A 26,834-nucleotide genomic window follows, 5' to 3' on the forward strand; every position below is an offset into this window, starting at 1 on the left:
ACGTCGGGGCCCTCCCGCGAGAGCGTGACGCGGGAGAGCCCGCGGTCACCCGGCCTGGCAGGGTGGTCGTTTCGGTACTGTCGGAGTCGAGGGAAAACCCCGCGACCCGACCAACGACGCGACCGGAAGAGCTCCGCGAGACGCGCTGCCCGCCGAGACGGGAAGCGCGTCAGGTGCCGTTCACTCCAGACGCAGGTCCACTCCGCCGGTCAGCCGCAGTTCGCGCAGCGGGTGTCCCTGGGCGTCCAGGGTGCGGACCGTTCCGTCCGGTTCCCATCCGGCTCCGCGGTAGAAGGCCATGGAGGCCTCGTCGGACTCCGGCACCCAGGTGATCGCTCGGGTGACGCCGTTCCCACGCAGGTGCTCGGCGAGGTGCCAGAGCAGTCTGCCCCCGTGACCGCGGCGTCCCCACCTCGGTTCTACGAGCAGTGTGCTGACGAGTCCGACCGTGCTCGCGTCGTCCGGCAGACCGCCGTCGGCGTTGGCGGTCTCGGAGGTGGGCGCGGTTCCCCCGGCGCAGAAACCGACGGTCCAGCCGCCCTCCTCGGCCAGAAGGACCTTCGCGGAATCGTCTTCGATCGCTTCCAGCCAGTGTCGTTCGGTCTCCTCCTGGTTCAGTTCGTCCAGCGCTGTTTCCGGGAGCAGCTCGCTGTAGGCACTACGCCAGGTGCTCAGCTGAATCCGGGCGATTTCGGCGGCGTCCGAGACAACGGCGGTCCGCACATCAGCATCGGCCATGTCGGACAACCTAACGTGCCGGGCCCGGTGTGTACGGTCAAGGCCGTTCGCGCTCGTGCCCCGCGGTGAGCCCAGCGCGCGTGGTGTGTCGGACACCGCTGGCATGATCGGCGCCCATGCGGACCATGAATGCCGAAGCGGCCCGACGCACCGCGCTGGCGGCGCAGGGATTCGTCGACGCCCCTCCCGCGGGCCCTCCTGGGCGCGGGCAGCTGCGCCGGGTGCTGGAGCGCACGAACCTCTTCCAACTCGATTCGGTCAACGTGGCGGTTCGCGCCCACTACGTGCCGTTGTTCAGCAGGCTGGGCGCCTACGACGGCGAGCTGTTGGACACGGCCGCCTGGAACCCCTCGTCGCGGCGTCCCCGCCTGCTGGTGGAGTACTGGGCTCACGAAGCCTCGTTGATCCCCGTGGCGGACTGGCCGTTGCTGCGGTGGCGGATGCGCGAGTTCGGCGATCCCGAGCGGCGCGGTTACCGGGAGCTGCTCGAACGTGCTCCGCGGTTGCTGGACGAGGTGCTTACCGCGGTCAAGGAGTCGGGGCCGATCGGTGCCGGCTCGCTGGAGCGTGAGATCGGGGGAGAGCAGCACGGGGGCAAGGGTGCGTGGTGGAACCGCTCGGACACCAAACGCGCCTGCGAACTGCTGTTCGCGGCCGGGGAGCTGACCACGGGCACGCGACGGGGGTTCGAGCGGCACTACGAGTTGCCGGAACGGGTTCTTCCCGCGGATGTGCTGGCCAGGGATCCCGCCGAGGACGAGGCGGTGCGGGAACTGGTGTCCCGCGCGGGGCGGGCGCTGGGAGTGGCCACGGAGCCCGATCTGCGGGATTACTACCGCTTGTCCGCAGCGCGTTCGCGTACGGCCGTGGCGGAACTGGTCGAACGGGGTGAGCTCGAGCCCGTTGTGGTGCGGGGTTGGTCGGAGCGGGCCTACCGGCACCACCGGGCGCGCACTCCGCGTTCGGTCACGGCTCGCGCGTTGTTGTCACCCTTCGACCCCCTGGTGTGGTGTCGCCCGCGAACCGAACGTCTTTTCGGGTTCCGGTATCGCATCGAGATCTACGTTCCGCGGGACCGGAGGGAGTACGGCTACTACGTCTTCCCGTTCCTGCTGGACGATCGGTTGGTGGCACGGGTGGATCTCAAGGCCGACCGGCGCTCGGGGGTGCTGCGGGTGCCCGGGGCTTTCGCGGAACCCGGAGTCGAAACGGGCCGGGTCGGCTCCGAGCTGGCCCGGTCGCTTCGGGAGATGGCCGACTGGCTCGGCTTGGAGGAGGTGGCCGTGGGCGAGCGCGGGGATCTGGTGCGGGAACTGCGCGCGCCGTTCGGGTAGCGCTCCCCGGCTCGCCCGCCCGAGTGAGGCGAGCGAGTGCGGCGGGTGCTTCGGGCCGCGGGCCTCGCGACGCCGACGGGGTCCTTACGAGCCGGGGCCCGGCTCCGGGGCCCCGGAACTTCCGCGTGTCAGATCGAGGAGGTCAGCAACGCACGGCCGCTGCCCGTGCGCCCGAACACCCGCAGCGGGGGAGCTTCGCTCGGAGGTTCTCCTGCGACCTCGAGCTCACTGGCCACGCTTCCCGTCGAGGAGACGAGATCGACCTCGGCGGCGACGTCGTCACCGACCGCGAACTGCAGGTCCCCGGAACCGCTGATCAGCTCCACTTGCCCGGCCGCGCCGTCGGCGACGGCGATGCTTCCGCTGCCCGAGCGGACGAGCAGGTCGGCCGAGACCCTGCCCAGCCACACGCTGCCGCTCCCGGTCACCACCGAGGAGGCCGCGTGCACGGCGGCGACCTCCACGGGTCCACTCCCACTGCGTGCCTGCACCTCGGCGTGCATCTCTCCGAGACTTATCCGCCCGGACCCCGTGCGTACCGTCGTCGTTCCCGCGGACTCCCCGGTTTCCACGGATCCGGAGCCGCTCTGGATGCTCATTCTGCCGCTGCTGCCGGTGACCAGGACTTCTCCCGGGCCGGTGTGCGCGCTGACCCGTGATCCGCTCGGCGCTCGCACCCGCACGACGAGCGGGACCGAACGCAGCGGAACCTCCGTGGGCGGGTGAACCGCCAGTCTGCTGCCGGTCATGTCGACGCGTGTCCGCCTGACGGCTTCGGCTCCCGCACCGGAAGCGTGCTCGTCCTCACGGTCTCCTCCCGTCCCCCGGCCGTTTCCCGACTTGAGCCCCGTCTCGTTGATCTGTTCGTTGACCCAGCTCAGCAACCCGCTGAGTCCTCCGCGCCAATCCGGGTATCCGTGTGCCGGTTCGTGTCGCACCTCCACGTGAACCGTGTCGGTTTCGACGAGTTCGACGTGGAGGGGGCCGACCCCGTTGCTCAGCTCCAGCTCCACCGGTCCCGGCGCGTGGAACTCGCGGGTGCGTACGAGTTCCTCCGGCGGCGGAGGGGCCGACTGCTCGGTCATGTGCTTCTCCTCATCGAGGTTTTCCGCCCTCCCCGTCGTGGGTGGTTGCTCGGCGGGACCCTGGAGGGCTCGTGAGCGGGCGCCCCGGCATCGGGTAGCGGTCGGGCACCCGGTGGGCGCTGTCCGCCGAACGCGTCAGCCCCGTACCCAACCGCGCAGCCGGGAGGCCTCCGAAGTCGTCTCCCCGTCGTCCTGCCCGTCGCCGGTGAACGGGTCCCCGGAGGGGGTGCGGTCCCAGGGGCCACGCGGTTTGCCGCCGTGCAGTGCCCCCTGCACGGCCCTGGCTACCCAGGTGTTCAGCGAGACCCCCTGGGTGGAAGCCGCCTGCTCGGCCTGGCTCTTGATCTCTTCCAGCAGGCGCAGCGTGATCCTGCTGATGTCCCCGCTCTCGGCGTTCGGGGGCGGTTGGGGAGGCTGCTCGTCCTGGTTGTCCGTTCGCGTGGTCGCGGGGCCGCTGATCACGGGGTGAACGTCCCTGCCATCGAGGCGCAGGTCGACGACCCGCCCATCCAGCTGGGTGGTGACTTCGGCGGCGAGATCCGAAAGCGCGTTCATCAGCGTCAGCCGCATCGCGGGCTCCAGCGTGCCGGACAGCAGGGCCGCCGCGTTGCGCGTGTTCTCGTCACCGGCGGAAGCGGCCGAGGTGAGGTCCTCGCGAAGCTGGTTGATGTGCGGACTCAAATCCATGACATCACTATGGTGTCATTTCGACGTCGTGACAACCCTTCGTGGTGTCGCGCATCGCTCGTGCTGCCCGCGCCGGCCGGGCGCTCCAACCGAGACGAGTCCTTCCGGAAGGACCCCTTAGGGTGTGGCACGGGAGCGGTGGCCGTTTCGCCCGGTGGGCGTAGGCCCCGTCATCAGGGGAGTCAATGCCGGAGATCCGGCTTCAGCATGCTGGAAAGGGGTTCGCCCGTCGTGACCGAGATCGTTCCGCCGAAGGTACGGCTGATCGGCAAGACCGAGTTCTTCCCGCCGGAAGACGTGGACTGGTCGACGGATGCCGACGGTGGCCAGGCGCTGGCGGAGTTCGCCGGTCGCGCCTGTTATCAGTCCTGGAGCAAGCCCAACCCCGCGACGGCGACCAACGCGGGGTACCTGGGACACATCATGGAGGTCGGGCATCTGTCCGTGCTCGAACACGGGACCGTGACCTTCTACGTCACGGGGATCTCCCGTTCGCTGACCCACGAGCTCATCCGGCACCGGCACTTCTCCTACTCGCAGCTGTCCCAGCGGTACGTCCCCGAACGGGACGCGAGCATGGTCGAGCCCGACATCATCGCCGAGGACCCGGAACTGCACGAGAAGTTCCTCGAGGCGACCCAGGCCAGCCTGGAAGCCTACAACGATCTTCAGCAGGCTCTGCAGGAGAAGTTCGCCGACGAGCCGAAGGCGACCCTGCGGCGCAAACAGGCCAGGCAGGCCGCGCGTTCGGTGCTGCCGAACGCGACCGAGACCAAGATCGTGGTTACTGGCAACTACCGCGCCTGGCGGCACTTCGTCGCCATGCGTGCGAGCGAACACGCGGACGTGGAGATCCGCGGGTTGGCGATCGAGTGTCTGCGGCAACTGCAGCGGGCGGTGCCGAACGTCTTCGGGGACTTCGAGATCACCGAACTGCGGGACGGAACAGAGGTGGCCTCCAGTCCCTACGTGACGGAGGGCTGACCGAGGTTGTTCGGCCCGGACGACGGGCGATCCGCGCTCCCGCGGCGGTTCGCCCGCCGCACACCCGGGCGGCTCGTGGTTCGGCGCCCCGCGGGACGCGCGGGTCCGGTCGTCGACCGTTTCGGTGCGCCGTCGGCGACCTGCTGCCGATGTGCGGCTAGAGTGCGGGCATGGGTGTGGCCAACGATGAACGTCAGCAGTTGTGTGACCTGTTCGACCGGTTGGGGCCGGACGCCCCGACGCTCTGCGATGGATGGTCCGCTCGTGAGCTGGCCATTCATCTGGTGATGCGGGAGCACCGGCCGGACGCGCTCGGTGGGCGCCTGCTCAAGGCACTGGCCGACCGCGGTGAACGCGTTCGCTCCGAACTGGCCCAGTTGCAGTGGGGCGAGTTGGTGGACCGGGTGCGCAACGGGCCTCCGAAGTGGAATCCGCTCGGGATCGGTGCGGTGGACGAGGCGGTCAACAGCGCCGAGTACTACGTGCATCACGAGGACGTGCGGCGGGCCCAGGCGGACTGGCAACCCCGTCCGGAGGACCCGGAGCGCGCGGAGGCGCTCTGGAAGGCGCTGTCGCGCACCGCCAAGTACTTCTACGGGCGCAGTCCCGTCGGCGTGGTACTTCGCAGCGAGGACGGACACGAGATCTCCGCGCGGAACGGGCCACGCACGGTGCGGATAATCGGTCCGGCCGGGGAACTCCTCCTGCACGCCTTCGGGAGGAAACCCGCGCTGGTCCGTTTCGAGGGCAACGAGGCGGACGTGGTCGCGGTGGAGGACCTGCGCCGCGGTGTTTGATCCCGCCGGTGCGTCCTGCCGCGGCGCACCGAAACCCGGCATGTGACCTGTATCACTGTGTTGATTCGTGGAAGAATCGGCGCGTGTCCCGTCCGAAGCCGGAACAACGCCCGGTGGCGGCCGCGAACGTGCCGATGTTTCCGGTCGGCGACGAGTCGTTCGGCCGCCTCCCGGCACGGGCCGCGCCGGAGAGTCCCTGTAGGAGGTAGCGTCGACAGTCATGACCGTGTGCCCCACAGCTACCGAAGGTCGTCCTTTCGGACGAGTTCTCACGGCGATGGTGACCCCCTTCGACTCGGAAGGGCGGCTCGATCTGGATCACGCCCAGCAGCTGGCCACGTACTTGGTGGATCGAGTAGGCAACGATGGCCTGGTCGTCAACGGCACGACCGGCGAGAGCCCGACGACGACCGACGAGGAGAAGGAACGTCTGCTGCGAGCGGTCTCCGAGGCGGTCGGGGACCGGGCCACCGTGGTAGCCGGCGCAGGCACCAACGACACGGCGCACTCCGTGGAACTGGCGCGCGGGGCCGAGAAGGCGGGGGCGCACGGACTGCTGGTCGTGACACCGTACTACTCGAAGCCTCCTCAGGAGGGCCTGTACTCGCACTTCACCACGGTGGCGGATGCGACGGAACTGCCGGTGATGCTCTACGACATCCCGCCGCGGTCCGTGGTGCCGATCCAGAACGACACGCTGAAGCGGCTCGCCGAGCACCCCCGGATCAAGGCGGTCAAGGATTCCAAGCACGACCTGTTGGCGGGCAGCGAGGTCATGGCGAACTCCGACCTGGCCTACTATTCCGGTGAGGATCCGCTGAACCTGCCCTGGCTGTCCGTCGGAGCGGTCGGTTTCGTCAGCGTGGTCGCCCATGTGGTCGGTGACCGGCTGCGGCAGATGCTGGACGCCTACGAGTCCGGCGACGTGGCCACTGCACGTGAGATCAATTACGGGCTGCTTCCGGTGTACCGGTCGATGAACTTCGTGGGGGGCGTCATCTTCTCCAAGACGGCCATGCGTCTCTGCGGCTACGAAACCGGTCAGCCGCGCCTGCCGTTGCCCTCCGCGACGGACGAACAGGTGCGCGTCATCACCAGCGACCTGTGGGATGCTGGTCTGGTCCTGGTCAATCCCGATGCGGCAACCGAGGTGACATCGCGTTGACAACACGCGCAACGTCGACCGAGAAACATCCCGTGGCACCGACCTCGGCGAGTCCGGCGCCCCCACCGTTGCAGGAGGGAGCCCTGCGGATCGTCGCGCTCGGCGGCATCGGCGAGGTCGGCAGGAACATGACCGTCTTCGAGTACAACGGTCGGTTGCTGCTGGTCGACTGCGGTGTGCTGTTCCCGGAAGACGATGCGCCGGGTGTCGATCTGATCCTGCCCGATTTCGGTCCGATCGAGAGTCGGTTGGACGAGGTCGAGGCCGTGGTCCTCACCCACGGGCACGAGGACCACATCGGGGCGCTGCCGTTCCTGCTGCGACTGCGTCCCGACATTCCGGTGGTGGGATCCAAGTTCACCCTCGCGCTGCTGTCGGCCAAGTGCCAGGAGCACCGGTTGTCCCCGCAACTGATCGAGGTCGCCGAGGGACAGCGCAGCGAGCACGGTGCGTTCGATCTGGAGTTCTTCGCGGTCAACCACTCGATCCCGGACGCGTTGGCCGTAGCGATACGCACCCCGGCGGGTACCGCCCTGCACACCGGGGACATCAAACTCGATCAGCTTCCGCTGGACGGCAGGCTGACGGATCTGGCCGGTTTCGCCCGGATGGGGGCGGAAGGCGTGGATCTGTTCCTGGTGGATTCCACCAACGCCGAAGTGCCCGGCTACGTCACTCCCGAACGCGAGATCGGTCCGGTGCTGGATTCGGTGATCGGACGTGCGAGCCAGCGTGTGATCGTGGCCTGCTTCGCCAGTCACGTGCATCGCGTCCAGCAGGTGTTGGACGTGGCCGAGGCGTACGGGCGGAAGGTGTGTCTGGTCGGACGCTCCATGGTGCGGAACATGGGCATCGCCGCCGAGCACGGGATCCTGCGGGTGCCCGAGGGGCTGCTCGTGAACCTGGAAGAGGCCCTGGGGATGCCCTCCGACTCGGTGGTGTTCGTCTCGACCGGTTCACAGGGCGAACCGCTGTCGGCCCTGTCGCGGATGGCCCGGGGAGAGCACAAGCAGATCAAGATCCAGCAGGGTGACACGGTCATCCTGGCCAGCTCGATGATTCCCGGCAACGAGACGGCCGTGTTCGGCGTGGTCAACGGTCTCGTCCGGCTCGGTGCCGAGGTCGTGCACCAGGGCAGTGCCAAGGTGCACGTCTCGGGGCACGCTTCGGCCGGGGAGCTGCTCTACCTGTACAACGCGGTACGCCCGAGCAACGTCATGCCGCTGCACGGGGAGTGGCGACACCTGAAGGCCAACGCGGATCTCGCCACTCTCACCGGTGTTCCGTCGGACCGCGTCGTGATCGCCGAGGACGGTGTCGTCGTGGACCTGGTCGACGGGATCGCGAGCATCGCAGGCCGGGTGGAAGTGGGCCACGTCTACGTGGACGGTCTTTCGGTCGGCGACGTCGGGGAGTCGACGTTGTCCGACCGCCTCGTGCTCGGTGAGGGCGGGTTCATCTCGATCACCGTCGCGGTGGATGCGACGACCGGTCGCGCGGTTTCTCCGCCGACGGTCTCCGGCAGGGGCTTCTCGGATGACCCGAAGGCGCTCGACGAGGTTTCCCCCCTCGTCGAGATGGAGCTTTCGAGGACCGAGTCGGAAGGCATCACGGACACTCATCGCATCGCACAGGCCGTGCGCCGCACCGTGGGCAAGTGGGTCGCCGACACCTATCGACGCAAGCCGATGATCGTGCCGAACGTGCTGCCCGTCGATTCCTGACCGGCGCCCTCCGTCCGGCCTTGGCGTGGTTGGTTGCTGAGCGGAACCTCTCGCGGTCCCGTGAGCGGGTGCCCCGACATCGGGTGACTGGCTTGCACGATGTCGGGGACGTCCGCGCGGGAGGCCCCGCGGCGGTGCGGACTGCTTGGGTGGTGTGTTTCGACGCTGCCCGCGCCGAGGGAGAACCCCCACCCCCGAGCAACAACTCGACCGGGGAACACAGGTGATCCGCCGCAGGGTGGTTCTCGTTCGGCGTTTCCCCGTACCGCGTCCGTGCTCGGAAGGTGCGGAACTGTCGGCGTCTTTCGGGCTCGTGCGAGCTCGGTTCGTGGTGGACTCGGTATCCGGTTCGACACGGGAACAGAACCGCCTTTCTTTTTCGTCGGTCTTCCCTCTTTCGAGGGAGTGGACATTATTTTCTTCTCGGCGTGTCGTACTTACGTATTGTTTGCAGAAACACGGTCGAGTGGTGTTGCTGGCTCGATAGTGTGAGTGAGCGCGCTCGTTCCACCTGACAGTGCCACTGTGGAAACAGCCGGTCGGCGGATAGCTTTCCTGGAAGTTTTCGTATTTCCGCTCGTTGTGCCGGCTCGCACCACAGTCACAGTAGATTGGGGTCCGATCGTGCGTAAAACGATTAGCTTCCTCGCGGCGTCGGCCGCTGCGGCCGGTTTGATGGCCATGGGAACACCGGCCATGGCCGACAGTCACGACAACGACGGCATCAACCTGCTCAACGACAACAACGTGAGCGTGTTGCCGATTCAACTCTGCAACAACGACGTCGCGGTACTCGGCTTGGTCGCGCCGATCGGATCACCGGATAAGACCAAGTGCGTCAACGCGCCCATCGTGGACCACTGAGGTGACCGGAGTGGGTTCACCGGTGTGTCCGAGGAACACCGGTGAACCCGCCGCGAAGCGTGATGTGGCCCGTATTCGCGGACGGCTGCCGTCAGCGGACGGTGCGCGAACGTGCTGTGGGACTCGTTTCGCGTACGGGGAGGGACGCTGACCGGACCGTGGCCGTGCTGCCGGGGTGGGCACGGCCGCGGGAACGGAACACGGGAGCCGTGACGATCGGAAGCCACATCAGGGGAGGGGGAGCGCTCGGCGCCGCACGGCCGTGCGGCGCCGAGCGCTGTTCTGGGACGGGGGATCGATGCTTTCCTGTTGTGCCGAGGAGTGGTGTGGTGCTTTCGGCGCTGGCGGCGTGTCGTGACGTCGTACGGCTCCGGCACGGGCGACCGTGGGCACCGGTTCTCGCCAACGGGCGTGGTGACTCCCGTTCGGCTGGTGTTACACGAGCAGCGGAGCACCGATACCGTGTGGAGCATGGCCAGCGGCGCGACGAACAAGGGGTCCACGGGAGCGCGCGGTAACGGTGCGCGGAGTCGTTCGTCCGGTTCCGGAACGAAGAAGTCCGGATCCGCCGGTTCCCGGGCTTCCGGTTCCGGGGCCGGCGGGAAGAAGCCCGCGAATTCCGGTGCGAAGGCGAGTTCCGGGAGGAATGGCTCCCGTTCGGGCAGGACTTCCCCGAAGGGTTCCGGGAAGGCGAGCACGGCGGGAAGGGGCTCCTCCCGAGGTGGCTCTTCGGGAGGCTCCGAACTCGGTCGTGGAATCGCCCGGGCGGCGGGCAGCGTGCTGCGCACCATCGGCAGAACCAGGGAACTGGACTCCGCGCACCGGCGTGACGGGCTGGCGTTGATCCTCATCGCCTTGGCGGTGGTGACCGCGGCCGGCGTCTGGTGGCACGCCGGCGGTCCCGTGGGGCAGTGGTTGGACTGGGTGCTCCGTTCGGTGATCGGTTCGGCCTCGTTGGTGCTTCCGCTGGTGTTGTTCGGAGTGGCCGTGCTGCTCATGCGCACCGAGAACAACCCGGAGGCACGGCCGAGGATGGTGGTCGGGACGGCCCTGCTGCTGTTCGCGGCGCTCGGCGTGCTGCACATCGGGACGGGGGCTCCGCGTGAGGCCTCCGACTGGCCGGAAGCCGCGGGGTTCCTCGGTTACGTCGCGGGAGGACCGCTGGCCGACGGGATGACCGGTGGAGTGGCGGTCGCCGTTCTGGTGCTGGTCTCGTCGTTCGCCGTACTGCTGCTCACCGGAACCGCGGTTCGCGACGTGCCCGAACGTTTGCGCAAACTGGCCCATCCGGAGGAGGCGGACCAGTCACGCGAGACCGAGCGGGAGGTGGCTCCGTCCGATCCCGACGGTGCGAGACTGCGTCGTCCCGCGAGGCGTCGTCAGGCTTCCATGAGCGAGAAGACCGAACCGGACGCGGCGGCCCCGGAGGACGCGGCGGACACGGCTGCCTCCGGTTCCGGGAAACGGACTGCGGCCGCGGCCACCTCCCCGGGGAGCACCGCGGAGCGGGAGACACCGAAATCCGCTGCCGCGAAGTCCTCTTCGAGCTCGGCGCCGGCCGAGCGGTCCGCTCCCGAGGAGCCACAGCAGCTCACGATCACCCGTGCCGTCGAGGGGAACTACCGGCTTCCTCCTCCGAACGCTTTGGAGGAGGGCGATCCGCCGAAGCGGCACAGCGAGGCGAACGACGCCGTAATCGAGGCGATCAACGGCGTGCTGCGGCAGTTCAAGATCGATGCCGAGGTGACCGGGTTCGTGCGGGGCCCGACCGTTACGCGTTACGAGGTCGAGCTGGGGCCCGGCGTGAAGGTCGAGAAGATCACCGCGCTGACCAAGAACATCGCTTACGCCGTTGCCAACGACAATGTTCGGCTGCTGGCCCCGATACCCGGTAAGTCGGCCGTGGGGATCGAGGTGCCCAACAGCGATCGCGAGATGGTTCGGCTCGGGGACGTCCTGCGCTCGGGTAAGGCGGCCGAGGACACCCACCCCCTGGTCATGGGGTTGGGCAAGGACATCGAGGGGCAGATGGTGACGGCCAACCTCTCGAAGATGCCGCACCTGTTGTGCGCGGGCTCGACGGGATCGGGCAAGTCCAGCTTCGTCAACTCCATGCTCGTCTCCCTGCTGGCCAGGGCGACTCCCGAGGAAGTCAGGATGATCCTCATCGATCCGAAGATGGTCGAGCTGACGCCTTACGAGGGGATCCCCCACCTGATCACTCCCATCATCACCGAGCCCAAGAAGGCGGCCTCGGCGCTCGGCTGGCTGGTCGAGGAGATGGAGCAGCGGTACCAGGACATGCAGGCCAGCAGGGTGCGCCACATAGACGATTTCAACGCCAAGGTGCGTTCCGGTGAACTCACCGCTCCGCCGGGGAGTGAACGGGAGTACCGGACCTACCCCTACATTCTCGCCATCGTCGACGAGCTGGCCGATCTGATGATGACGGCTCCCCGCGACGTGGAGGACGCCGTGGTGCGGATAACGCAAAAAGCTCGTGCGGCGGGAATCCATCTGGTGCTGGCCACCCAGCGTCCCTCCGTGGACGTGGTCACGGGCCTGATCAAGACGAACGTTCCCTCCCGGTTGGCTTTCGCGACCTCCTCGCTCACCGACTCGCGGGTGATCCTCGATCAGGCGGGCGCGGAGAAACTGATCGGCATGGGCGATGCGCTCTACCTGCCCATGGGAGGTGCGCGGCCGACCCGCGTTCAGGGCTCCTTCGTCAGTGACGACGAGATCCACCGGGTGGTCGGTTACACCAAGGAACAGGCCGAGCCCGACTACGCCGACGGGGTGACCTCCGCCAAGGCGGGTCAGCAGAAGGAGGTCGACTCGGACATCGGCGATGACCTGGATGTGCTGTTGCAGGCCGCTGAGCTCGTGATAACCAGCCAGTTCGGGTCCACTTCGATGTTGCAGCGCAAACTCCGGGTCGGTTTCGCGAAGGCGGGCAGGTTGATGGACCTCCTCGAGTCGAGGAGCGTTGTTGCCGCCTCGGAGGGATCGAAGGCACGGGAGGTGCTCGTCAAACCGGAGGAGTTGGAAGGGGCTCTGAACTCCATTCGGGGAGGTCCGCCACCGCAGGAGGAGGCGGAGGACTGAGCGGAGGTCGAAGTTCTCTGTTCGTCCTCGGCAGGCTGCTCGCTTGGCGGATCCCCGGGCGGCGCCCGGCTGAGGGGGCCCCGACACCTGGTAGCGGTTCCACACGACGTCGGGGCCGTTCTCGCCGGGCAGCCACCCGAGAGCCAGTGGGAGGTTCCGCTCAGCGACCACCTGCGCCAACCGGCCGGAAAAACTCCGTGGTCCGGGAAGGGGTCAGCTTGGTGCGTGCTCCTTCCCGCTCGCGGACAGCGCCCTGTCCACGGCTTCGGCCGTGTTGTCGCTGCTCGCGCCGAACTGCCTGACGGCGAAGTAGTACACGTCGGCAGCGCGTTCGCATGCGGTGTCGCCCGCGCAGGCCGAGTACATGTCCGCGCGGAAATTGTCGTCGATGCTCAGCCGATTGTCCTCGGTGAACCTCCCCTGGTTCTCGTAGTTGCGGTACCCGAAGTCGTGCCGGAGACAGCTCTCCGTGAATTCGTACCCGAGAGGCTCGTCGGGGGAATAGGAGCACGCGTCCGAGGACCAGTCCAACTCGTTCGGGTGAGGTCTTGCTTCTCTGATCTGGACGAATTCTTCCAGGGAGACCTCGAACAGGTACTGATCGGTGACCTGACGCGGGTCCCAGGAATCGGTGGCGGCCTGTGCGGTGGTGCCGCTCAGGAGGGCGGCGCAAAGGGCGATGAGCAGGGCCGGCGGAGCGCTTGAGCGCCGGTTTCTCCGGGAGGACACGGGGACTTCTCCTCGCGGTGGACGATTCGGTTCGGATCAGTCCTACCGTGCCTAGCAAGCGTTCGCTTGGTGCTTTCGGGTGTTGTTCAGGCGGTTTTCTTCCCGGATTCACGGAATTTTCGTTCGAAAGAGGGATGTGCGGAGGATGTCAGGGTTCCAGCTGCAACAGCATTCGCGTGTTGCCGAGCGTGTTCGGTTTGACGTAGGGGAGGTCGAGGAATTCGGCGACCCCGGTGTCGGCCGATCTGCGCATCTCCGCGTACACCTCGGGGGAGACCGGGGTTCCGCTGATCGGTTCGAATCCGTGCTTGGCGAAGAATTCGGTCTCGAAGGTCAGCACGAACAGTTTCGGAAGGCCCAGCTCGTTCGCCAGCTCGATCAGCTTCCGCACCATTCGGTGTCCGACGCCGTGTCCGCGGGCGGACGGGTCCACGGCGATGGTGCGTAGTTCGCCGAGGTCCTCCCAGAGCACGTGCAGCGCGCCGCAGCCGACGAGGTTCGTGGAGCCGTCGCCGTGGTTCTGTTCGGCCACCCAGAATTCCTGGATACTCTCGTAGAGCGTGACGAGGTCTTTTTCCAGCAGGACCTGTCCGGCGTAGGTGTCCACCAGCTGCTTGATGGTCCGGACGTCGGTTATCCGCGCACGACGTATTGTTATCCCGGCGGACGCATAGGAATGCATACTTTGATTTTAACCGAACACGGTGGGCGAGTCGCGTGCCGGCGAGAGTTCCGGTCGTCCTCGGCGGTGGGAACGCCGTGTTCGCCGCTCCCGACGGGAGCGGGGCGGGGGCGGCCACGGTCGTGCGGTCCTCGTTCGCGTCCGGGAGAGGAAGGGGTGAAGCCGCTCGTGAGCCCCGTTCCGGGCCCCGAGGTGGACGGTGCGACCGTCGTCACTGATCCTGGACACGGCGCGACACACGACGCCCGCAGTGAACAGGATCGGTTCGAGGAGTTGTCATGACAGCGGACAGTGCGGCATCGAACCGGGCCGCTTCCGGCTCGGGCGGTGCCGACGGGGACGAGCGGGGCACGCCTCTCGTCAACATCGCCAACGCGCTGACCACATCGCGGTTGATCCTCGTGCCCGTTTTCCTGGTCGTGCTGTTCTGGGCGGGCGGCCAGGAGCCGTTCTGGAGGTGGATCGCCACCGCGGTGTTCGTGCTCGCCTCGGTGACCGACCGGATCGACGGCGAACTGGCCCGGAGGCGCGGTCTCATAACGGACTTCGGCAAGATCGCCGACCCGCTGGCGGACAAGGCGCTGACCGGGGCCGCGCTGGTCGGTTTGAGCGCCCTGGGGGAGCTCCCCTGGTGGGTGAGCGGTTTGATCATCTTTCGGGAGACGTTCGTCACGGTTCTGCGGTTCTGGGTCATTCGGCACGGCGTCATCCCCGCCTCTCCCGGGGGAAAGCTCAAGACCCTGCTGCAGGCCGTGGCCATCGGGCTGTACCTGCTGCCGCTCGGTGACTCGGCCGATCCGCTGAAGTGGATGGTCATGGGTGCGGCTGTCGTGGCCACGGTGGGAACGGGTGCGGACTACGTGGTGCGCGCGGTGCGGCTCAGGGCGTTGAGCCGTCGGACCAGGAAGGGGCACGGGTGACGGAGCGGACGGGCCGAGGCGTCGAACGGCACCGCCGGGTCGCCCGCGTACTGGAACTGCTGCGTAGCTCCGGACGGACGGTCGCCACGGCCGAATCGCTGACCGCGGGGCTGGTCAGCGTGATGCTGACCGAGGTCGGCGGGGCCAGCTCGGCCGTGCGGGGCGGGCTGGTGGTGTACGCCACCGATTTGAAGAGCGGTCTGGCCGGGGTCGATCCGGAACTGCTCGCCGCTCGCGGTGCGGTGGACCAGGAGGTCGCCGAGCAGCTCGCGGAGGGGGCTCGTTCGCGCTGCGGTGCTGACTGGGGGATCGGACTGACCGGGGTGGCCGGGCCGGACTCCCAGGACGGGAAATCCCCGGGCACGGTGTACCTCGGTTTCGCGGGGCCGGGGGGAAGCGTCGTGCACACGCTCCGGTTGGTGGGAGACCGGCAGGAGATACGGCACACCGCCGCTGTCACGGCCCTGGAACACTTCGAGGCCTTGTTGCGTTGAACTCGGGTGCGCTCGGCGTGATGTGCGGCGACGACGCGCTTTCTCTCGCTTCGTGGGATATTGGTGCTACAGGCTCCAACTTTTGGCTGAAACGCGTTCGCCCTCGGCGGAGTCGTGGTGAACGGGGCGTACTTTGGCGTTGCGTTGAGTAGTGTGGGGCGTTGACGCGTCGCGCAGGATGTAGGCGACGGAATGGAGGCGCGCGATGACCGTGTTGTTGCGGGAGGCAGTCGGGGAGCGACTGCGCCGCGCGCGGGCTGCCCAGTCCCGTACCCTGCGGGAGGTTTCGCGCGCGGCCCGGGTGAGTCTTGGCTACTTGTCCGAGGTGGAACGCGGTCGCAAGGAGGCGTCGAGCGAACTGCTCGGCTCCATCTGCGACGCGCTGGACCTTCCACTGCCCGAGCTGCTCGTGACCGTGGCCGGTGACCTGGACTCCCCGGAGACGGTGGTGGCGCCTTCGGTGGTGGAACAGACAGCGCCCGCCGAGCTCGAAGGTGGCAGGCTGGTGCCCAGCCTGATCGATTCCGAACTCGCCGAGGCCGGAATGGCCGAAAGCGAGCCGGAAGGGGCCCAGGTGTATTCCGAATCAGATTCGGATTCCTTCGAGGGAGAAACCGACCAGCAGGACCGCAGGTTGCAGCCCATGCTCAGTCAGCGGATAAATCCGCCGAACCGGACTTCCAACGGGGTGGTTGTGGCCGCTTGAGACCGACCCGGAACTTCCCCCGCGGCTCCGTGGAGAAAACTCGCGGATCCGTGGGGTTCGGTGGAAGCTGTTCGACCGAGCTGACACGATGGGGGGAGACGCTGAGGTCGGTAGCCGTTTTCGGTGCGTGGCGTGAAGTGTCGCGACGCCGGAGGGAAACCGCGCCGGCACTGTCGGCACCGCGTCCCATCGGCGTGGATTCCCAGCGTGGGCGCAACCGGTAGGACAGAAAGCAGGCGGAGGAGATGGCCAACCCGTTCGTGAAGTTCTGGAAGTACCTCATGGCGTCGTTCTCGTCCAAGGTCGACGAGAACGCCGACCCCAAGGTGCAGATCCAGCAGGCCATCGAGGAAGCTCAGCGGCAGCACCAGGACCTGTCGCAGCAGGCCGCCTCGGTCATCGGGAACCAGCGGCAGCTGGAGATGAAGCTCAACAGGCAGTTGAACGAAGTCGAAAAGCTGCAGGCGTCGGCCCGCCAGGCGGTGAACATGGCCGACCAGGCTCGTTCTGAAGGCGACGAGGCGAAGGCTCAGCAGTACGAGGAGACCGCGCAGCAGTTGGCGGGTCAGCTCGTCACCGCCGAGCAGGGCGTCGAGGACCTCAAGAATCTGCACGATCAGTCCTTGCAGGCGGCTGATCAGGCCAAGCAGGCTGTCGAACGCAACTCGCAGGTTCTGCAACAGAAGATCGCCGAGCGGACCAAGCTTCTCAGTCAGCTGGAACAGGCGAAGATGCAGGAGCAGGTGGCCGGTTCGCTGCGGCAGATGAACGACATGGCCGCGCCGAGCAACACCCCTTCGCTCGACGAGGTGCGGGACAAGATCGAACAGCGTTACACCACGGCGCTCGGTCAGGCCGACCTGGCGCAGAACAGTGTGCAGGGGCGGATGGCGGAGGTTCAGCAGGCTGCCACGGACGCGGCGGGAGTCAACCGGCTGGCTCAGATCCGGGCTTCCATGGGGACCGACGACCAGCAGCAGGTCTCGGGTGGTGCTTCGCAGACCGACTCGACACCGGCTCCGCGACAGCAGAACCCGCCGCAGCAGAATTCTCAGTCCGACCAAGCGTGACTCATCGTGGGCAGGCGGGACTCCGGATCCGGTGACTGGGGTGACTACGCGCTCGAGCAGCTGCGTGGCCCTGTGCTCACCAACATCAAACAAAAGGTCGCCGCTTGGCGCGATCCCAGGGCGCGGCTGATCAGACGACGGAAACGGGCCAAACGGCTGGCCGTGGGCAGCGGAACCACCACGGGGGTGTTCGGAGGCGGGGCCTACCTGGCCTACGCACCGGAGACCCTCGGTTTGCCGGGCGAACCGGCCGGTGAGACGCTGTTCGATCTGGCTTCGCTCGGTCTGGGGGGAATCGCCCTCGCCGCCGGTGTGGGCACTGTTGGCGCTGTTCGTCGCTACAGACGACTGAAGCGGACGCCGCTTCCGGAGTCCCCTCCTGAACCCTCTCGCCTGCCTTCGCGGACCTCGGCTGCCTATGAACCGATGCGGCAGTTGGCCGACGCCGAACGCAGCTTGTACGACTCGTTGAACCGGCTGGACGCCGGGTTCGGACAGGGCGGTGATCCGGTCTCGGGAGCGCGTTCCACCGGTGCGGATGTCGCCGCCGCGTTGCGTTCGGTCGCCGACCGCCTGGAGGCGGTGGAGGACACCGTCGAGCACGCGCCGGGGGAGCAGCGCCGGGAACTGGAGGAGGAGATCCGGCGGATGCGCTCGGAACTGGACGACGGAGTCGAGCGTTACGGAGCCCTGGTGGCCGCCGCGGGACGTGCGATCGCCGCGGGCGGGAACAGTGATCGACGCGATCACCGGATGCAGGACGCCACGGACCGTCTGGCCGGGTTGGCCGAGGGGTTGCGCGAGTTGTCCGGGGAACGGTCCCGCTCCGAGCGGGAGCGGGGAAGCTCGGAGTGAACTTCTTCCGGTGAGCCCGGCTCCACGGGCAACCCTGCCGTGGTTCCGCGCGTCCCTTCCGGGGACGGTGGGTCCGAAGCGGTCACTCGGTACGTTCTCCGGGAGCACAGTGCGGAACTTCCCGATGGTTCCAACAAGTGTTGTGAAATAGTAATCTTCGCGGCTGTTGTGCGGAGCCGTCCGCTTTCGCTCGGAAGTGACGTACGGGGGAGGACGATGTGGCTTTGTGGGCCGTGCGCGGCAACGGTCGACAACCGCCCGATGGCGAGGACGTGGCTACGGACGAGCGGCTCAGCTGGCCGCTGACGGTCGGGCTGGGATTCCAGCACCTGTTCGCCATGTTCGGGGCGACGGTTCTGGTTCCCCGGATGACCGGGTTGCCCGTCTCGACCACCCTGCTGACCTCCGGTGCGGGCACGCTCCTGTTCCTGCTGCTGACCAGGAACCGTGTGCCCGCCTATCTGGGAGCTTCGATCGCTTTCGTCGTGCCGCTGGGAGCGGCCGCGGAGAGGTCCGGGGCGGGACCGGGAGCCCTCATCGGCGGCATCGTGGTCGTCGGCCTGCTCGTGACCGCGCTGGGGGTGGCGGTCAAGGCTCTGGGGGTCCGGCTGCTGGAGACCGCCGTTCCTCCCGTGGTGACCGGAGGGGTCATCGTTCTGGTCGGTCTCGGGATGGCAACGTACTCGGCGACCTCCTTCGAGCGGACTCCGGTACCCGCCGCGGTGACCGTGGTGGTCACGTTGTTGCTCACGGTGCTGGGACGCGGGCTGCTCGCCCGTGGCTGCGTGCTGCTCGGCATGTTGGCCGGGTGGTTCTACGCCGCGGGAACCGGGACGTTGTCCGCGGCGCGCCTCGACGAACTGCGAAACGCCGCCTGGTTCGGCCTTCCCGAACTGATCGCACCGCAACTGCACCTGTCCGTCACGCCTTTCGTGATCCCGCTGGTGATCGTTGTGGCGGCACACCAGGTCGGGATGGTCAAGGCCGTGGCCTCCACCACGGGGAGGAATCTGGACGGCAGCGTCGGCGACGCCCTGATCGGTGGAGGTCTGGCGACCACGTTCTCGGGCTCGGTCGGTGGACCGGGGTTGATCGGCTACGCCGAGAACATGGGGGTGCTGGCCGCGAGCAGGGTGTATTCCACGGCCGCCTGCGTGGTCGCGGCTCTGTCGGCGATGTGCCTCGCATTCTCCCCGAAGATCACCGCGCTGCTGGACACCGTTCCCACCGGGGTGGTCGGGGCCGCGGCGATGGTTTTGCTCGGCATGGTCGTGCTGATCGGGGTGCGTATCTGGCTGAACGCCGGTGTTGATTTCACCGATCCGGTCAACCTGGGGGTGCTGGGAACCACCCTGATCGCCGGTGCGGGTGATCTGACCCTGACCGTCGGAAACGTTCGGCTGAGCGGTCTCGTGTGGGGTTCGCTGGTGATCGTGCTGGTCCACCCCATGCTGCGTGCGCTGGCCGACGCCTCCCGAGGCGGTTCCCGGGGATGACGTGGAACCGGCGCCCGCCGCTCGTGGGCGGTGTTTCCGTGCCCGGACGACCCCTCCGGGACGTGGTCGGGGAGGAGGAAGCACGAGGAGGCGTCATGCTTCGTCCAGCTCGTCCTCCGCGTCCCGCTCGGGTTCGTCCTCGTCCCGTGCTCGGCGAGAGCGTCCGGCGCGTAGAGCTCTGGCCAGCAGCAGATTGAGCGCCAGGGCGACCTCCCGCGCGCCGGGGGTCCCCCATTGGTGTAAGGGCACGCAGGCTCCCTGGGCCTGTTGCACCGCCAGTCGGTCGGGTAAGGCCACCGGCATGACCAACGGCCCGAAGATGTCCCGCAACTCCTCGATGCGGAACTGGTGCTCGTGCGAGCGTGCGCGGACCCGGTTCACCACGACCCCGAGGGGCTGCAGGCGTGGATTGTTCGTCGTGCGCTCGGCCTGCACGGCTTCGAAGGCGCGTTGCACCCCGGATACGGCGAAGATCGTGGGTTCGGTGACCAGCAGCGCTCTGTCGGCGGCGATCAACGCCGAACGGGTCAACCGACCGAGCGATGGGGGGCAATCCAGCAGAACGAGCTGATAAGGGGCGTCCTCCTCGGGAGAGCGGGACGTCAGTTCCGAAAGTGCCTCGGTGAGCCGGTTGAGCCTGCTCTCACCGGACTCCTGACCGTTGTGGACCTCGGCATCCTCCGAACCGACGAGCACGTCCACGTCATCGCCCCAGGAACTGGGAGCGACCGCCTGCGTGATCGTCTCGGCAGTGGGGTCCGCCAGTACGTCGCTCAGCCCCTTGGTGGTGGATCGGGGCTCCAACGAAGCCGTCGCGTTGCACTGGGGGTCCAGATCGACCACGAGAGTGCGGGCGCCCTTGCGCATGGCCGCCGAAGCCAGCCCGAGCACCACTGTCGTCTTTCCCACGCCACCTTTGAGGCTCAGTACCGCCACCGTATGCACGCCCGTAGCCTACGGACTCCGCAAGCTCCCGTGGCGCGCTGCTCGACGAGCGGATCGGGCACGCGGATCTCCGGGCGGAGAACGGCGGATGCGGGTCGACACCGCCCGCCGGATGTCGTCGCGCTCGGGACCGAAGATTACGCTGCCCCCATGAAGTCCGACGCCGTGCACCGGGTGCTGGAAAACGAGTTGGCCGAAGCTCGCCGTCGTCGCGGCGGTGTGCCGGAGGTTCTCGATGTCGGAGGCGGCAGCGGAGTGTGGGCGGTGCCGTTGGCTTCCTCCGGTTGTTCGGTCACCGTCGTCGATCCCAGCCCCAACGCTCTGGCGACCCTGCGCCGCAGGGCCGCGGACGCGGGAGTGGGGGATCGCGTGCTCGCCGTGCAGGGGGACACCGACGCCCTGCAGTCGGCGGCACCTTCCGGCGGCGCCGATCTCGTTCTCGGCCACGGTCTGCTGGAGTACGTCGACGACGTGGCCGTCTCGCTGCGGGCACTCGGTACGGCCGCCGTGCCCGGAGGAGCCGTCTCGGTGCTGGTGGCCAACAGGTACGCGGCGGTTCTCGGTCGTGCGCTCACCGGAAGGGTCTCCGAGGCCCTTCGGTTGTTCAACGACCCGGACGGGCGTATGGACGGCCCGACCGGGGAGACGGTGCGTCGCCGGTTCGACACCGAGCTGTTGCGGCGGGTGCTCGACCAGTCCGGGTTGACCGTGGAAGCCGTTCAGGGGCAGGGGGTCGTCAGCGATCTGGTTCCGGGGTCGGTTCTGGAGTCGACTCCGGGCGCGTGGGACGCCCTGGAGGGGTTGGAGATGGCGGCCGCGGCGCATCCGCCCCTGCGGGACATAGCGACCAGGCTGCACGGCTTGGCCCGAGTCCCGCACAATCACACGGTGCAGTGAGAAAATCCCCCCACAGGATGATGTTGGGCAGTTATCATGGATACGGGAATGGGACCGGGTAGTCGTCTCGTCGTTGGGACCGTATCCTCGAATGTGACGCCCCCAGAAGCGTTCACCGGAACTCCGTGGAACGGAGTCCTCGGGTTTCGGTGACACGGACCTAGTGTGCCGGAGGAGGAGCCATGCCACTCTCCGAGCACGAGCAGCGAATGCTCGACCAGATCGAGCGCGCGCTCTACGCCGAGGACCCCAATTTCGCCTCCAACGTGCGTGGAGGGCGGTTGCATCGACCCTCCAAGCGGCGTCGCCTGCAGGGCATCGCCGTATTCGTGTTGGGGTTGATCCTACTGGTGCTCGGCGTGGTGCTTCCGGTCACGGCGGCCGGGATACCCGTTGTGAGCGTGGTCGGCTTCCTCGTGATGTTCGGCGGAGCAGTGATCGTCCTGTTCGCGATGCGCGGTAGCGCGGAAGAACCCGAGTCGCAGTCCGGCGGTGGTGGTTCGTCCGGTGCGAAACGCAAGACGGGGAGTTCCCTTACGCAGCGTCTGGAAGACCGCTTCCGCAAGCGTTTCGAACAGTAGTGATCGTGGGCCGCTCCGGTGTGGGGCCGGAAGGTCGGCCGGAGCGGTCCGGGTGCCCGGGTCGAGTGGACGATCCGGGCCCTTTCCGTGCTCCAGTGCGGTGACGACCGCGCCTCTTTCACGTTCGTGTCCGCCTCGTGGACGTGATTCCACCCTCCGCCCGGAGGATGTCGCTCTCCGGGATCGAGCCGGTGCGGAGCGCGCGACTCACGTTCCCGCTCCCGGGGGAGCGCTCGGTTCACCGTCCCCCGCGTCCGGATATCACCGACCGGGGGAAGATTCGTTCCTTCCTGGTGAGCGGCCTGGAGCGTCGTATGCCCTCCACCGCCGTGGTCAGTTCCGCCGTGGAGACGCCACCGCCGCCCTGCGGCGCGTACAGTGCGCGCTCGATCTCCGCTGTCAACCGTCGCACCGCTCGCGCGCTGTCCTCGTCGAGGCCGTACTGCCGGATCAGGCGTTCCGAGGTTCCGCGAGGGCTCTCGCTGGGGATCGGCCCCGTCCCACGATCGGTGAACTCGTCGAGCAGTTCGCGCCAGGCGAGGCGGGTGGCTTCCGGAGCGCCCGCTGCCACGCGGGAGAGCCTGTTCCGCCTGCGGGTGTTCCTGATCAGGGCCGGTGCTGTGGCACCGGCGACCAGTAGCAGCACCGCCGTGGGCGGCAGCAGCCACGGCCCGACTGGTGTCCGGTCGTCCCGTGAGACGGACGGGGGGTTGCCCGACTCGTCCGGCCGCGTGGTTTCCGCGCCCTCGGAGGGGCTCGTCTCCGGTTCGGCGCCCGAGGTGGCGGAGTCGTTCCCCCCTGTTTGCCGGTGGTCCTCGGACTCCAGGTAGGAGGGGGTGGACGCGCGGTCGTCACTCAGGGGAGTGGGGTCGAAGGTGATCCATCCCTGGCCCGGGAAGAAGGCCTCGACCCATGCGTGCGCGTCCTCGGTGGTGATGACCCGTTGGTTTCCCTCGCGTTCGCCGGGGGTGAATCCGACCGCGACTCTGGAGGGGATTCCGACGGAGCGCAGCAGTACCGCCATCGCGGAGGCGAACTGTTCGCAGTAGCCGCGTTTGCCGCGGAAGAGGAAATCGGTCAGCGCGTTCTCCGAGGAGGCGGGCGCGGTCCGCAGGTCGTAGGTGAAGCCGTTCGACGGGTCGGTGAAGTACCGGTTGAGGGCCACGGCCTTGTCGAACCGATTGTGCTGTTCGGAGGTTATCCGCCGTGCCAGTTCGCGCACCCGGGGGCTTATTCCCGCCGTGCTCGAATAGGCGGGGGAGACGGAGTCCTCCCCGGAGGCCCGACGGAGCTCCTGCTCGCTCGGATCAGGGAAGGCCGCCAGTTCGGTATAACTGTCCGTGTCCGGGGTTTCCCGGGTGAACGCCGTTCCCGAGGCCGGATCGTACCGCCAACCCGCTCCGGTCCCCGAGACCTCCGCGGGGACGCCGAACATCGGTAACCACGCGTCCCGGTACCCCACCGGGTCGATCCGGACACGGGCCGTACCGGCTCCTGAACGTTCCACTCCGGGGGGCATCGGAAGCTGTCCGTCCATCGCGACACCCCGGGACAGCCCGTCGAGTTTCCACCCCTGGTTCGGGTCGAAGCGCCGCAGGGTCATCGCGCGGAGGTACGCGTCCCGGGGCAGCCCCTCCACGCGGAACAGCTCCACCACGTCGTCCCGCGAGAGCTGTCCGCGCAGCGAGGTGAACGGCCGCAGTCCGATCTCGCCGGTGCCGGGCCCGGGGGACTCCTGGTCCGTTCCCGGGAGCCTCCCCTGGGTCCCCACCCCCGTGAACGCGGTTCCGGCGAGCAGGGCGATCACGGCGGCGGTGGAGACCACGGTCACGGGCAGTAGCGCGGGAGCCGCGGCAGAGGTGTACGCGGTCCGCCGGACGTGTCCGGGGCGACCGAGCAGCAGCAGCGCCGCGAAGCCCACCGCACTGCCGAGGAACGTCCACCACGGCAGCAGCAGGTCGGCCAGTGACGCCGGGACGGCCAACATGCACAGCAGCACGAGACCGGCCACCGCCGGTGCGCGGTGCGCGACGACGATTCTGTCCACGAAGAAGGTGACCAGCCCCAGACCGAGAGCCACCAGGCACCGCATGGCCGAGTCGGCGGGAACGGGAGGCACCCCGGTCCGCACCACCCCGATCGCTGTTCCGAGCAGGCTCCACAGCCTGTCGATCGTCGCGGGGCCGGGCAGCGCTCCGAGGAGGGCGTTCTGCCCGAACAGGGCGGTCAGCATCACCACGAGCACGACGAGCTGGGCCGGAAGAGCCCACGAGCGTGCGCGCGTCATCCGTGCCGCGGCCCCGGTCCCGGCCACGGCGACCGCCGTCAACGTCGCGGAGGGGAACCACCGCCAGTCCGCGAGCACCGCCGAGAACGTCGTCGAGGTCAGCAGTACGGAGACCACCGCCACGGCCGTGGCGGTGGTCTCCGATGTGTGCGCGGCGCTTCGGTTCATGGGCCGGTCCGGGGAGGATCGAGCGAGGGGCCCTGTTCGCAAAGGCTTTCCCAGACGAGGGAAACGGGTGAGGAGGGATCGGCGACCGTGGTCACGTTCCATCCCGAGGCGCGGAGACGGTGGGCCGTCCCGGCCGGAAGGCCGCGCTGCTGTGGTTCGTCGGTCCAGGCTTCCACGTCGAGCAGTATCGCCGCGCTGCGTGAACCGGTGGAACGTGCCGAAGCCAGCTCTCCCGCCCCCGCCGGAGTGGTACGTCCGAGTATCGCGATGAGATCACGGTCGGTCTCGGAAGCTCCTCCGGGCGGGAGTTCGCGACGTGCCGAGGGCTGCAGGGCCGCGAGGGCCTCCAGAACCGATTCGTCGTCCTGTTCGTTCTCCGCATCCGAGACGGGAGAGCCGCTTGCTGCCACGCGCCGGCCGGAGGTGCTGACGAGACGCACGCGTTGTCCGTGTCCGCGCAGGTGCAGGCAGATACTGGCAGCGGCCGACACGGCCCATTCCAGGCTCGAGTTCGCCCCCGTTCCCCGGTGCGCGGAGGCCCTGTGGTCGAGCAGCACGGTGACTCCGCCGCGCTGGGGGCCTTCTTCGACGCGGACCATCAGTTCGTCGCGGTGCGCCGTCGACTTCCAGTGCACGCGTCGTATGTCGTCGCCGTGACGGTATTCCCGGATGGTGCTGTCGTCACTGCCGGGACCGGCACGCATCCGCCCGGAGTCCTCCCCTCCGTGTCCGTTCCCCGCCACCGGGAGTCCGGTCAGCGGGAAGACCTCGGGGACCGCGACCAGTCGGTCCGCACCCGCGATCTCCTTCTCGAACACCGACAACCCGAACGGATCACGTGTTCTGCAGCGCAGTGGTCCCAGCTGGTGTATGCCTCTCAGCTCGGGGCGGACGGTGTACTCCACGACTTTTCCGTTCCTGCCCACGGAACCGCCGAGTCCGTAACGCGCCGTACCACCGAGCAGGGGAGGGACTTCGTCGATCAGGACCAAACCGTTCGGCGGGACCCTGCCCGTGGAGCTGAGTCGCAACCGCACGGTCGCGCTCGCGTGGACCTCCGTTCTGCGTGGCTCCACTTCTCTGCCCGCCCTCAGACCGGTCCTGGCCAGCGCGCTGATCGACAGCGTCAGCAGGGGGAGCGCGGCCGCGAAGACCGCCACCCGCAGCAGGTCCCGCTCGTCGAGGACCAGGGCGCAGACGACGGCGGCGCACGCGGCGGCCAGCAGGCAGCGCCCCCGCACGGTCAGTCCGGACAGCACCCCGAGCCTCATAGTGCGGTGTCCGTACCGCGCGGAACCGGAATGCGCCCAAGCAGCTGCCGTACCAGGTCCGAGCCGCTCTGCCTGGACGCACGTGCCTCCCCGGTCAGCACGAGGCGGTGCGCGAGCACCGGCACGGCGACGTCCTGGACGTCGTCCGGCGTGACGAAGTCCCGCCCGTTCAGCGCGGCCTGGGCACGTGCCGCGCGGAGCAGTTGCAGCGTGGCCCTCGGCGAGGCCCCCAGGCGCAGCTCGGCCAGCTCGCGGGTGGCCGTCACCAGCTCGATCGCGTAGCGCCGGAGCTCGGTGGTCACGTGGATCCTTCGCACGGTCGCCAACAGCTCGGTCACTTCGGACGCGTCCGTCACCGGGGAGAGCCCGTCGAGCGGATCGGTGCTCGCGTGTTCGTCGACCATGGCCAGCTCGGCCTGCTTGTCGGGATAGCCGATGGACACCCGGCAGGTGAAGCGGTCCCGTTGCGCTTCGGGCAGCGCGTAGGTGCCCTCGAGCTCGATCGGATTCTGGGTGGCGATCACCATGAACGGGGAGCCGAGCGGGTAACTGTGCCCGTCGACGGTGACCTGGTTCTCCTCCATGCACTCGAGCAGGGCCGACTGGGTCTTCGGCGACGCCCGGTTGATCTCGTCGCCCACCACTATGTTCGCGAAAACCGGTCCGCCCCGGAACTCGAAGGTTTCCGAGCGGCGGTTGTACACGGAGACCCCGGTGACGTCGCCGGGGAGCAGGTCCGGGGTGAACTGGATTCGGTTCGTGGTGCAGTCCACGGAACGGGCGAGTGCCTTGGCCAGGGAGGTCTTGCCCACCCCGGGAACGTCCTCCACGAGCAGGTGCCCCTCGGCCAGCAGGGTCACCAGCGTCAGGCGCACCACTTCCCGCTTGCCCACGAGCACGTTCTCCACGTTCTCCGCTATTTTGCGCAGCGTGTCGTGGACGCGTTCGATCGGGAGCCCCGTGTGGGCGTCTCCGGAAGCGGCGAGGTGGCCCGTTCGGGAAGCGTGCGTCGCCCCACTCCCGGACGCGGTGGACGTGGCGCTGCCGGATGAGCTGGTCTCGGGCGTCACACAACCTCCAGATGCCGTTCGCTGGCCACCGCACCCGCCCCGTGGGCCGGGCGGACCGCACCGGGAGCGGCCGAGCGGCTCCGGTGTCCCGAGGCGCTCGCACTGCGGTGTGTCCCGAAGTGTCTCAAATCGCCTCGTGCGTTCCAGCACCGTACGTGGTGGGAAGTAGTTCACCCG

At 68.1% G+C, this 26,834-nt stretch carries 24 protein-coding genes; 15 read left to right on the top strand and 9 right to left on the bottom strand.

The annotated features are described in order from the left end of the window. Nucleotides 1-180: 180 nt before the first annotated feature. Nucleotides 181-738 carry a GNAT family N-acetyltransferase gene (locus FHR84_RS06340; RefSeq protein ID WP_179534540.1) on the bottom strand — a complete coding sequence of 186 codons (558 nt, stop codon included), beginning with the start codon at nucleotides 736-738 and terminating at the stop codon, nucleotides 181-183. A gap of 116 nt (nucleotides 739-854) precedes the next feature. Here FHR84_RS06340 and FHR84_RS06345 point away from each other — a divergent pair, with 116 nt between their 5' ends. Further along, the gene (locus tag FHR84_RS06345) at nucleotides 855-2,072 is read left to right on the top strand and encodes a winged helix-turn-helix domain-containing protein (protein WP_179534541.1); all 1,218 of its coding nucleotides are present in this window, start codon (nucleotides 855-857) and stop codon (nucleotides 2,070-2,072) included. Between the two features lie 128 nt (nucleotides 2,073-2,200). On the opposite strand, the gene FHR84_RS06350 is transcribed toward FHR84_RS06345, so the two are convergent. Both FHR84_RS06350 and FHR84_RS06355 read right to left on the bottom strand, forming a co-directional pair. After that, nucleotides 2,201-3,157, bottom strand: a complete 957-nt coding sequence (locus tag FHR84_RS06350; protein WP_179534542.1) for a DUF4097 family beta strand repeat-containing protein — start codon at nucleotides 3,155-3,157, stop codon at nucleotides 2,201-2,203. Between the two features lie 135 nt (nucleotides 3,158-3,292). Beyond that, entirely contained in the window at nucleotides 3,293-3,844 is a 552-nt protein-coding gene (locus FHR84_RS06355) for a toxin-antitoxin system HicB family antitoxin (protein WP_179534543.1), read from the bottom strand. A 231-nt stretch (nucleotides 3,845-4,075) separates the two neighbouring features. Here FHR84_RS06355 and thyX point away from each other — a divergent pair, with 231 nt between their 5' ends. From thyX to FHR84_RS06385, 6 genes are all read left to right on the top strand, one after another. Beyond that, nucleotides 4,076-4,828: an FAD-dependent thymidylate synthase gene (thyX, locus tag FHR84_RS06360; RefSeq protein WP_179534544.1), complete on the top strand. Its 753-nt coding sequence runs from the start codon at nucleotides 4,076-4,078 to the stop codon at nucleotides 4,826-4,828. Nucleotides 4,829-4,998: 170 nt separating this feature from the next. Further along, entirely contained in the window at nucleotides 4,999-5,625 is a 627-nt protein-coding gene (locus FHR84_RS06365; protein WP_179534545.1) for a TIGR03085 family metal-binding protein, read from the top strand. A gap of 220 nt (nucleotides 5,626-5,845) precedes the next feature. After that, nucleotides 5,846-6,790: a 4-hydroxy-tetrahydrodipicolinate synthase gene (gene dapA / locus FHR84_RS06370; protein WP_179534546.1), complete on the top strand. Its 945-nt coding sequence runs from the start codon at nucleotides 5,846-5,848 to the stop codon at nucleotides 6,788-6,790. Between the two features lie 128 nt (nucleotides 6,791-6,918). Next, nucleotides 6,919-8,514, top strand: coding sequence for a ribonuclease J (locus FHR84_RS06375; RefSeq protein WP_246300350.1), 1,596 nt, complete (start codon nucleotides 6,919-6,921; stop codon nucleotides 8,512-8,514). 624 nt (nucleotides 8,515-9,138) lie between these two features. Further along, nucleotides 9,139-9,378, top strand: coding sequence for a hypothetical protein (locus FHR84_RS06380; protein WP_425489863.1), 240 nt, complete (start codon nucleotides 9,139-9,141; stop codon nucleotides 9,376-9,378). 471 nt (nucleotides 9,379-9,849) lie between these two features. Beyond that, a complete protein-coding gene (locus FHR84_RS06385) occupies nucleotides 9,850-12,486 on the top strand; it encodes an FtsK/SpoIIIE family DNA translocase (protein ID WP_218862293.1) in 2,637 nt (878 codons plus the stop codon). 213 nt (nucleotides 12,487-12,699) lie between these two features. Here FHR84_RS06385 and FHR84_RS06390 read toward each other — a convergent pair whose 3' ends face one another. Together FHR84_RS06390 and FHR84_RS06395 are read right to left on the bottom strand one after the other, a co-directional pair. After that, entirely contained in the window at nucleotides 12,700-13,215 is a 516-nt protein-coding gene (locus FHR84_RS06390; protein WP_179534547.1) for a phospholipase A2, read from the bottom strand. Between the two features lie 148 nt (nucleotides 13,216-13,363). Continuing rightward, on the bottom strand, nucleotides 13,364-13,897 hold the full coding sequence (locus tag FHR84_RS06395; protein ID WP_179534548.1) for an amino-acid N-acetyltransferase: 534 nt from the start codon (nucleotides 13,895-13,897) through the stop codon (nucleotides 13,364-13,366). Nucleotides 13,898-14,175: 278 nt separating this feature from the next. On the opposite strand from FHR84_RS06395, the gene pgsA reads away from it, so the two are divergent. The 6 genes from pgsA to FHR84_RS06425 all read left to right on the top strand — a co-directional run bounded on the left by pgsA (nucleotide 14,176) and on the right by FHR84_RS06425 (nucleotide 19,438). Beyond that, entirely contained in the window at nucleotides 14,176-14,817 is a 642-nt protein-coding gene (pgsA, locus tag FHR84_RS06400; protein WP_179534549.1) for a CDP-diacylglycerol--glycerol-3-phosphate 3-phosphatidyltransferase, read from the top strand. Beyond that, the gene (locus FHR84_RS06405; RefSeq protein WP_343075174.1) at nucleotides 14,814-15,311 is read left to right on the top strand and encodes a CinA family protein; all 498 of its coding nucleotides are present in this window, start codon (nucleotides 14,814-14,816) and stop codon (nucleotides 15,309-15,311) included. The genes pgsA and FHR84_RS06405 overlap by 4 nt, the downstream gene beginning before the upstream one ends. A 205-nt stretch (nucleotides 15,312-15,516) precedes the next feature. Further along, nucleotides 15,517-16,017, top strand: coding sequence for a helix-turn-helix domain-containing protein (locus FHR84_RS22800; protein ID WP_179534550.1), 501 nt, complete (start codon nucleotides 15,517-15,519; stop codon nucleotides 16,015-16,017). A gap of 245 nt (nucleotides 16,018-16,262) precedes the next feature. Next, the gene (locus tag FHR84_RS06415) at nucleotides 16,263-17,087 is read left to right on the top strand and encodes a PspA/IM30 family protein (RefSeq protein WP_017974136.1); all 825 of its coding nucleotides are present in this window, start codon (nucleotides 16,263-16,265) and stop codon (nucleotides 17,085-17,087) included. Nucleotides 17,088-17,093: 6 nt separating this feature from the next. Next, a complete protein-coding gene (gene pspM / locus FHR84_RS06420) occupies nucleotides 17,094-17,942 on the top strand; it encodes a phage shock envelope stress response protein PspM (protein WP_179534551.1) in 849 nt (282 codons plus the stop codon). Between the two features lie 218 nt (nucleotides 17,943-18,160). After that, entirely contained in the window at nucleotides 18,161-19,438 is a 1,278-nt protein-coding gene (locus tag FHR84_RS06425) for a solute carrier family 23 protein (RefSeq protein WP_179534552.1), read from the top strand. Between the two features lie 93 nt (nucleotides 19,439-19,531). Here FHR84_RS06425 and FHR84_RS06430 read toward each other — a convergent pair whose 3' ends face one another. Further along, complete coding sequence (locus tag FHR84_RS06430; protein WP_179534553.1) at nucleotides 19,532-20,383, bottom strand: AAA family ATPase; 852 nt, start codon at nucleotides 20,381-20,383, stop codon at nucleotides 19,532-19,534. 150 nt (nucleotides 20,384-20,533) lie between these two features. Here FHR84_RS06430 and FHR84_RS06435 point away from each other — a divergent pair, with 150 nt between their 5' ends. After that, complete coding sequence (locus FHR84_RS06435) at nucleotides 20,534-21,280, top strand: class I SAM-dependent methyltransferase (RefSeq protein WP_179534554.1); 747 nt, start codon at nucleotides 20,534-20,536, stop codon at nucleotides 21,278-21,280. Nucleotides 21,281-21,462: 182 nt separating this feature from the next. Next, nucleotides 21,463-21,861, top strand: coding sequence for a DUF3040 domain-containing protein (locus FHR84_RS06440; RefSeq protein WP_179534555.1), 399 nt, complete (start codon nucleotides 21,463-21,465; stop codon nucleotides 21,859-21,861). A gap of 238 nt (nucleotides 21,862-22,099) precedes the next feature. Here the strand turns inward: FHR84_RS06440 and FHR84_RS06445 are convergent, their stop codons facing one another. The 3 genes from FHR84_RS06445 to FHR84_RS23160 are packed head-to-tail and all read right to left on the bottom strand — an operon-like array spanning nucleotide 22,100 to nucleotide 26,657. Further along, nucleotides 22,100-24,316, bottom strand: a complete 2,217-nt coding sequence (locus tag FHR84_RS06445; protein WP_179534556.1) for a transglutaminase TgpA family protein — start codon at nucleotides 24,314-24,316, stop codon at nucleotides 22,100-22,102. Further along, nucleotides 24,313-25,587: a DUF58 domain-containing protein gene (locus FHR84_RS06450; RefSeq protein ID WP_179534557.1), complete on the bottom strand. Its 1,275-nt coding sequence runs from the start codon at nucleotides 25,585-25,587 to the stop codon at nucleotides 24,313-24,315. The genes FHR84_RS06445 and FHR84_RS06450 overlap by 4 nt, the downstream gene beginning before the upstream one ends. Then, complete coding sequence (locus FHR84_RS23160; RefSeq protein WP_179534558.1) at nucleotides 25,584-26,657, bottom strand: AAA family ATPase; 1,074 nt, start codon at nucleotides 26,655-26,657, stop codon at nucleotides 25,584-25,586. Before FHR84_RS23160 ends, FHR84_RS06450 begins: the two co-directional genes overlap by 4 nt. Nucleotides 26,658-26,834: the final 177 nt, after the last annotated feature.

It is taken from the genome of Actinopolyspora biskrensis (assembly GCF_013408175.1).
GTDB classification, from domain to species: domain Bacteria; phylum Actinomycetota; class Actinomycetes; order Mycobacteriales; family Pseudonocardiaceae; genus Actinopolyspora; species Actinopolyspora biskrensis.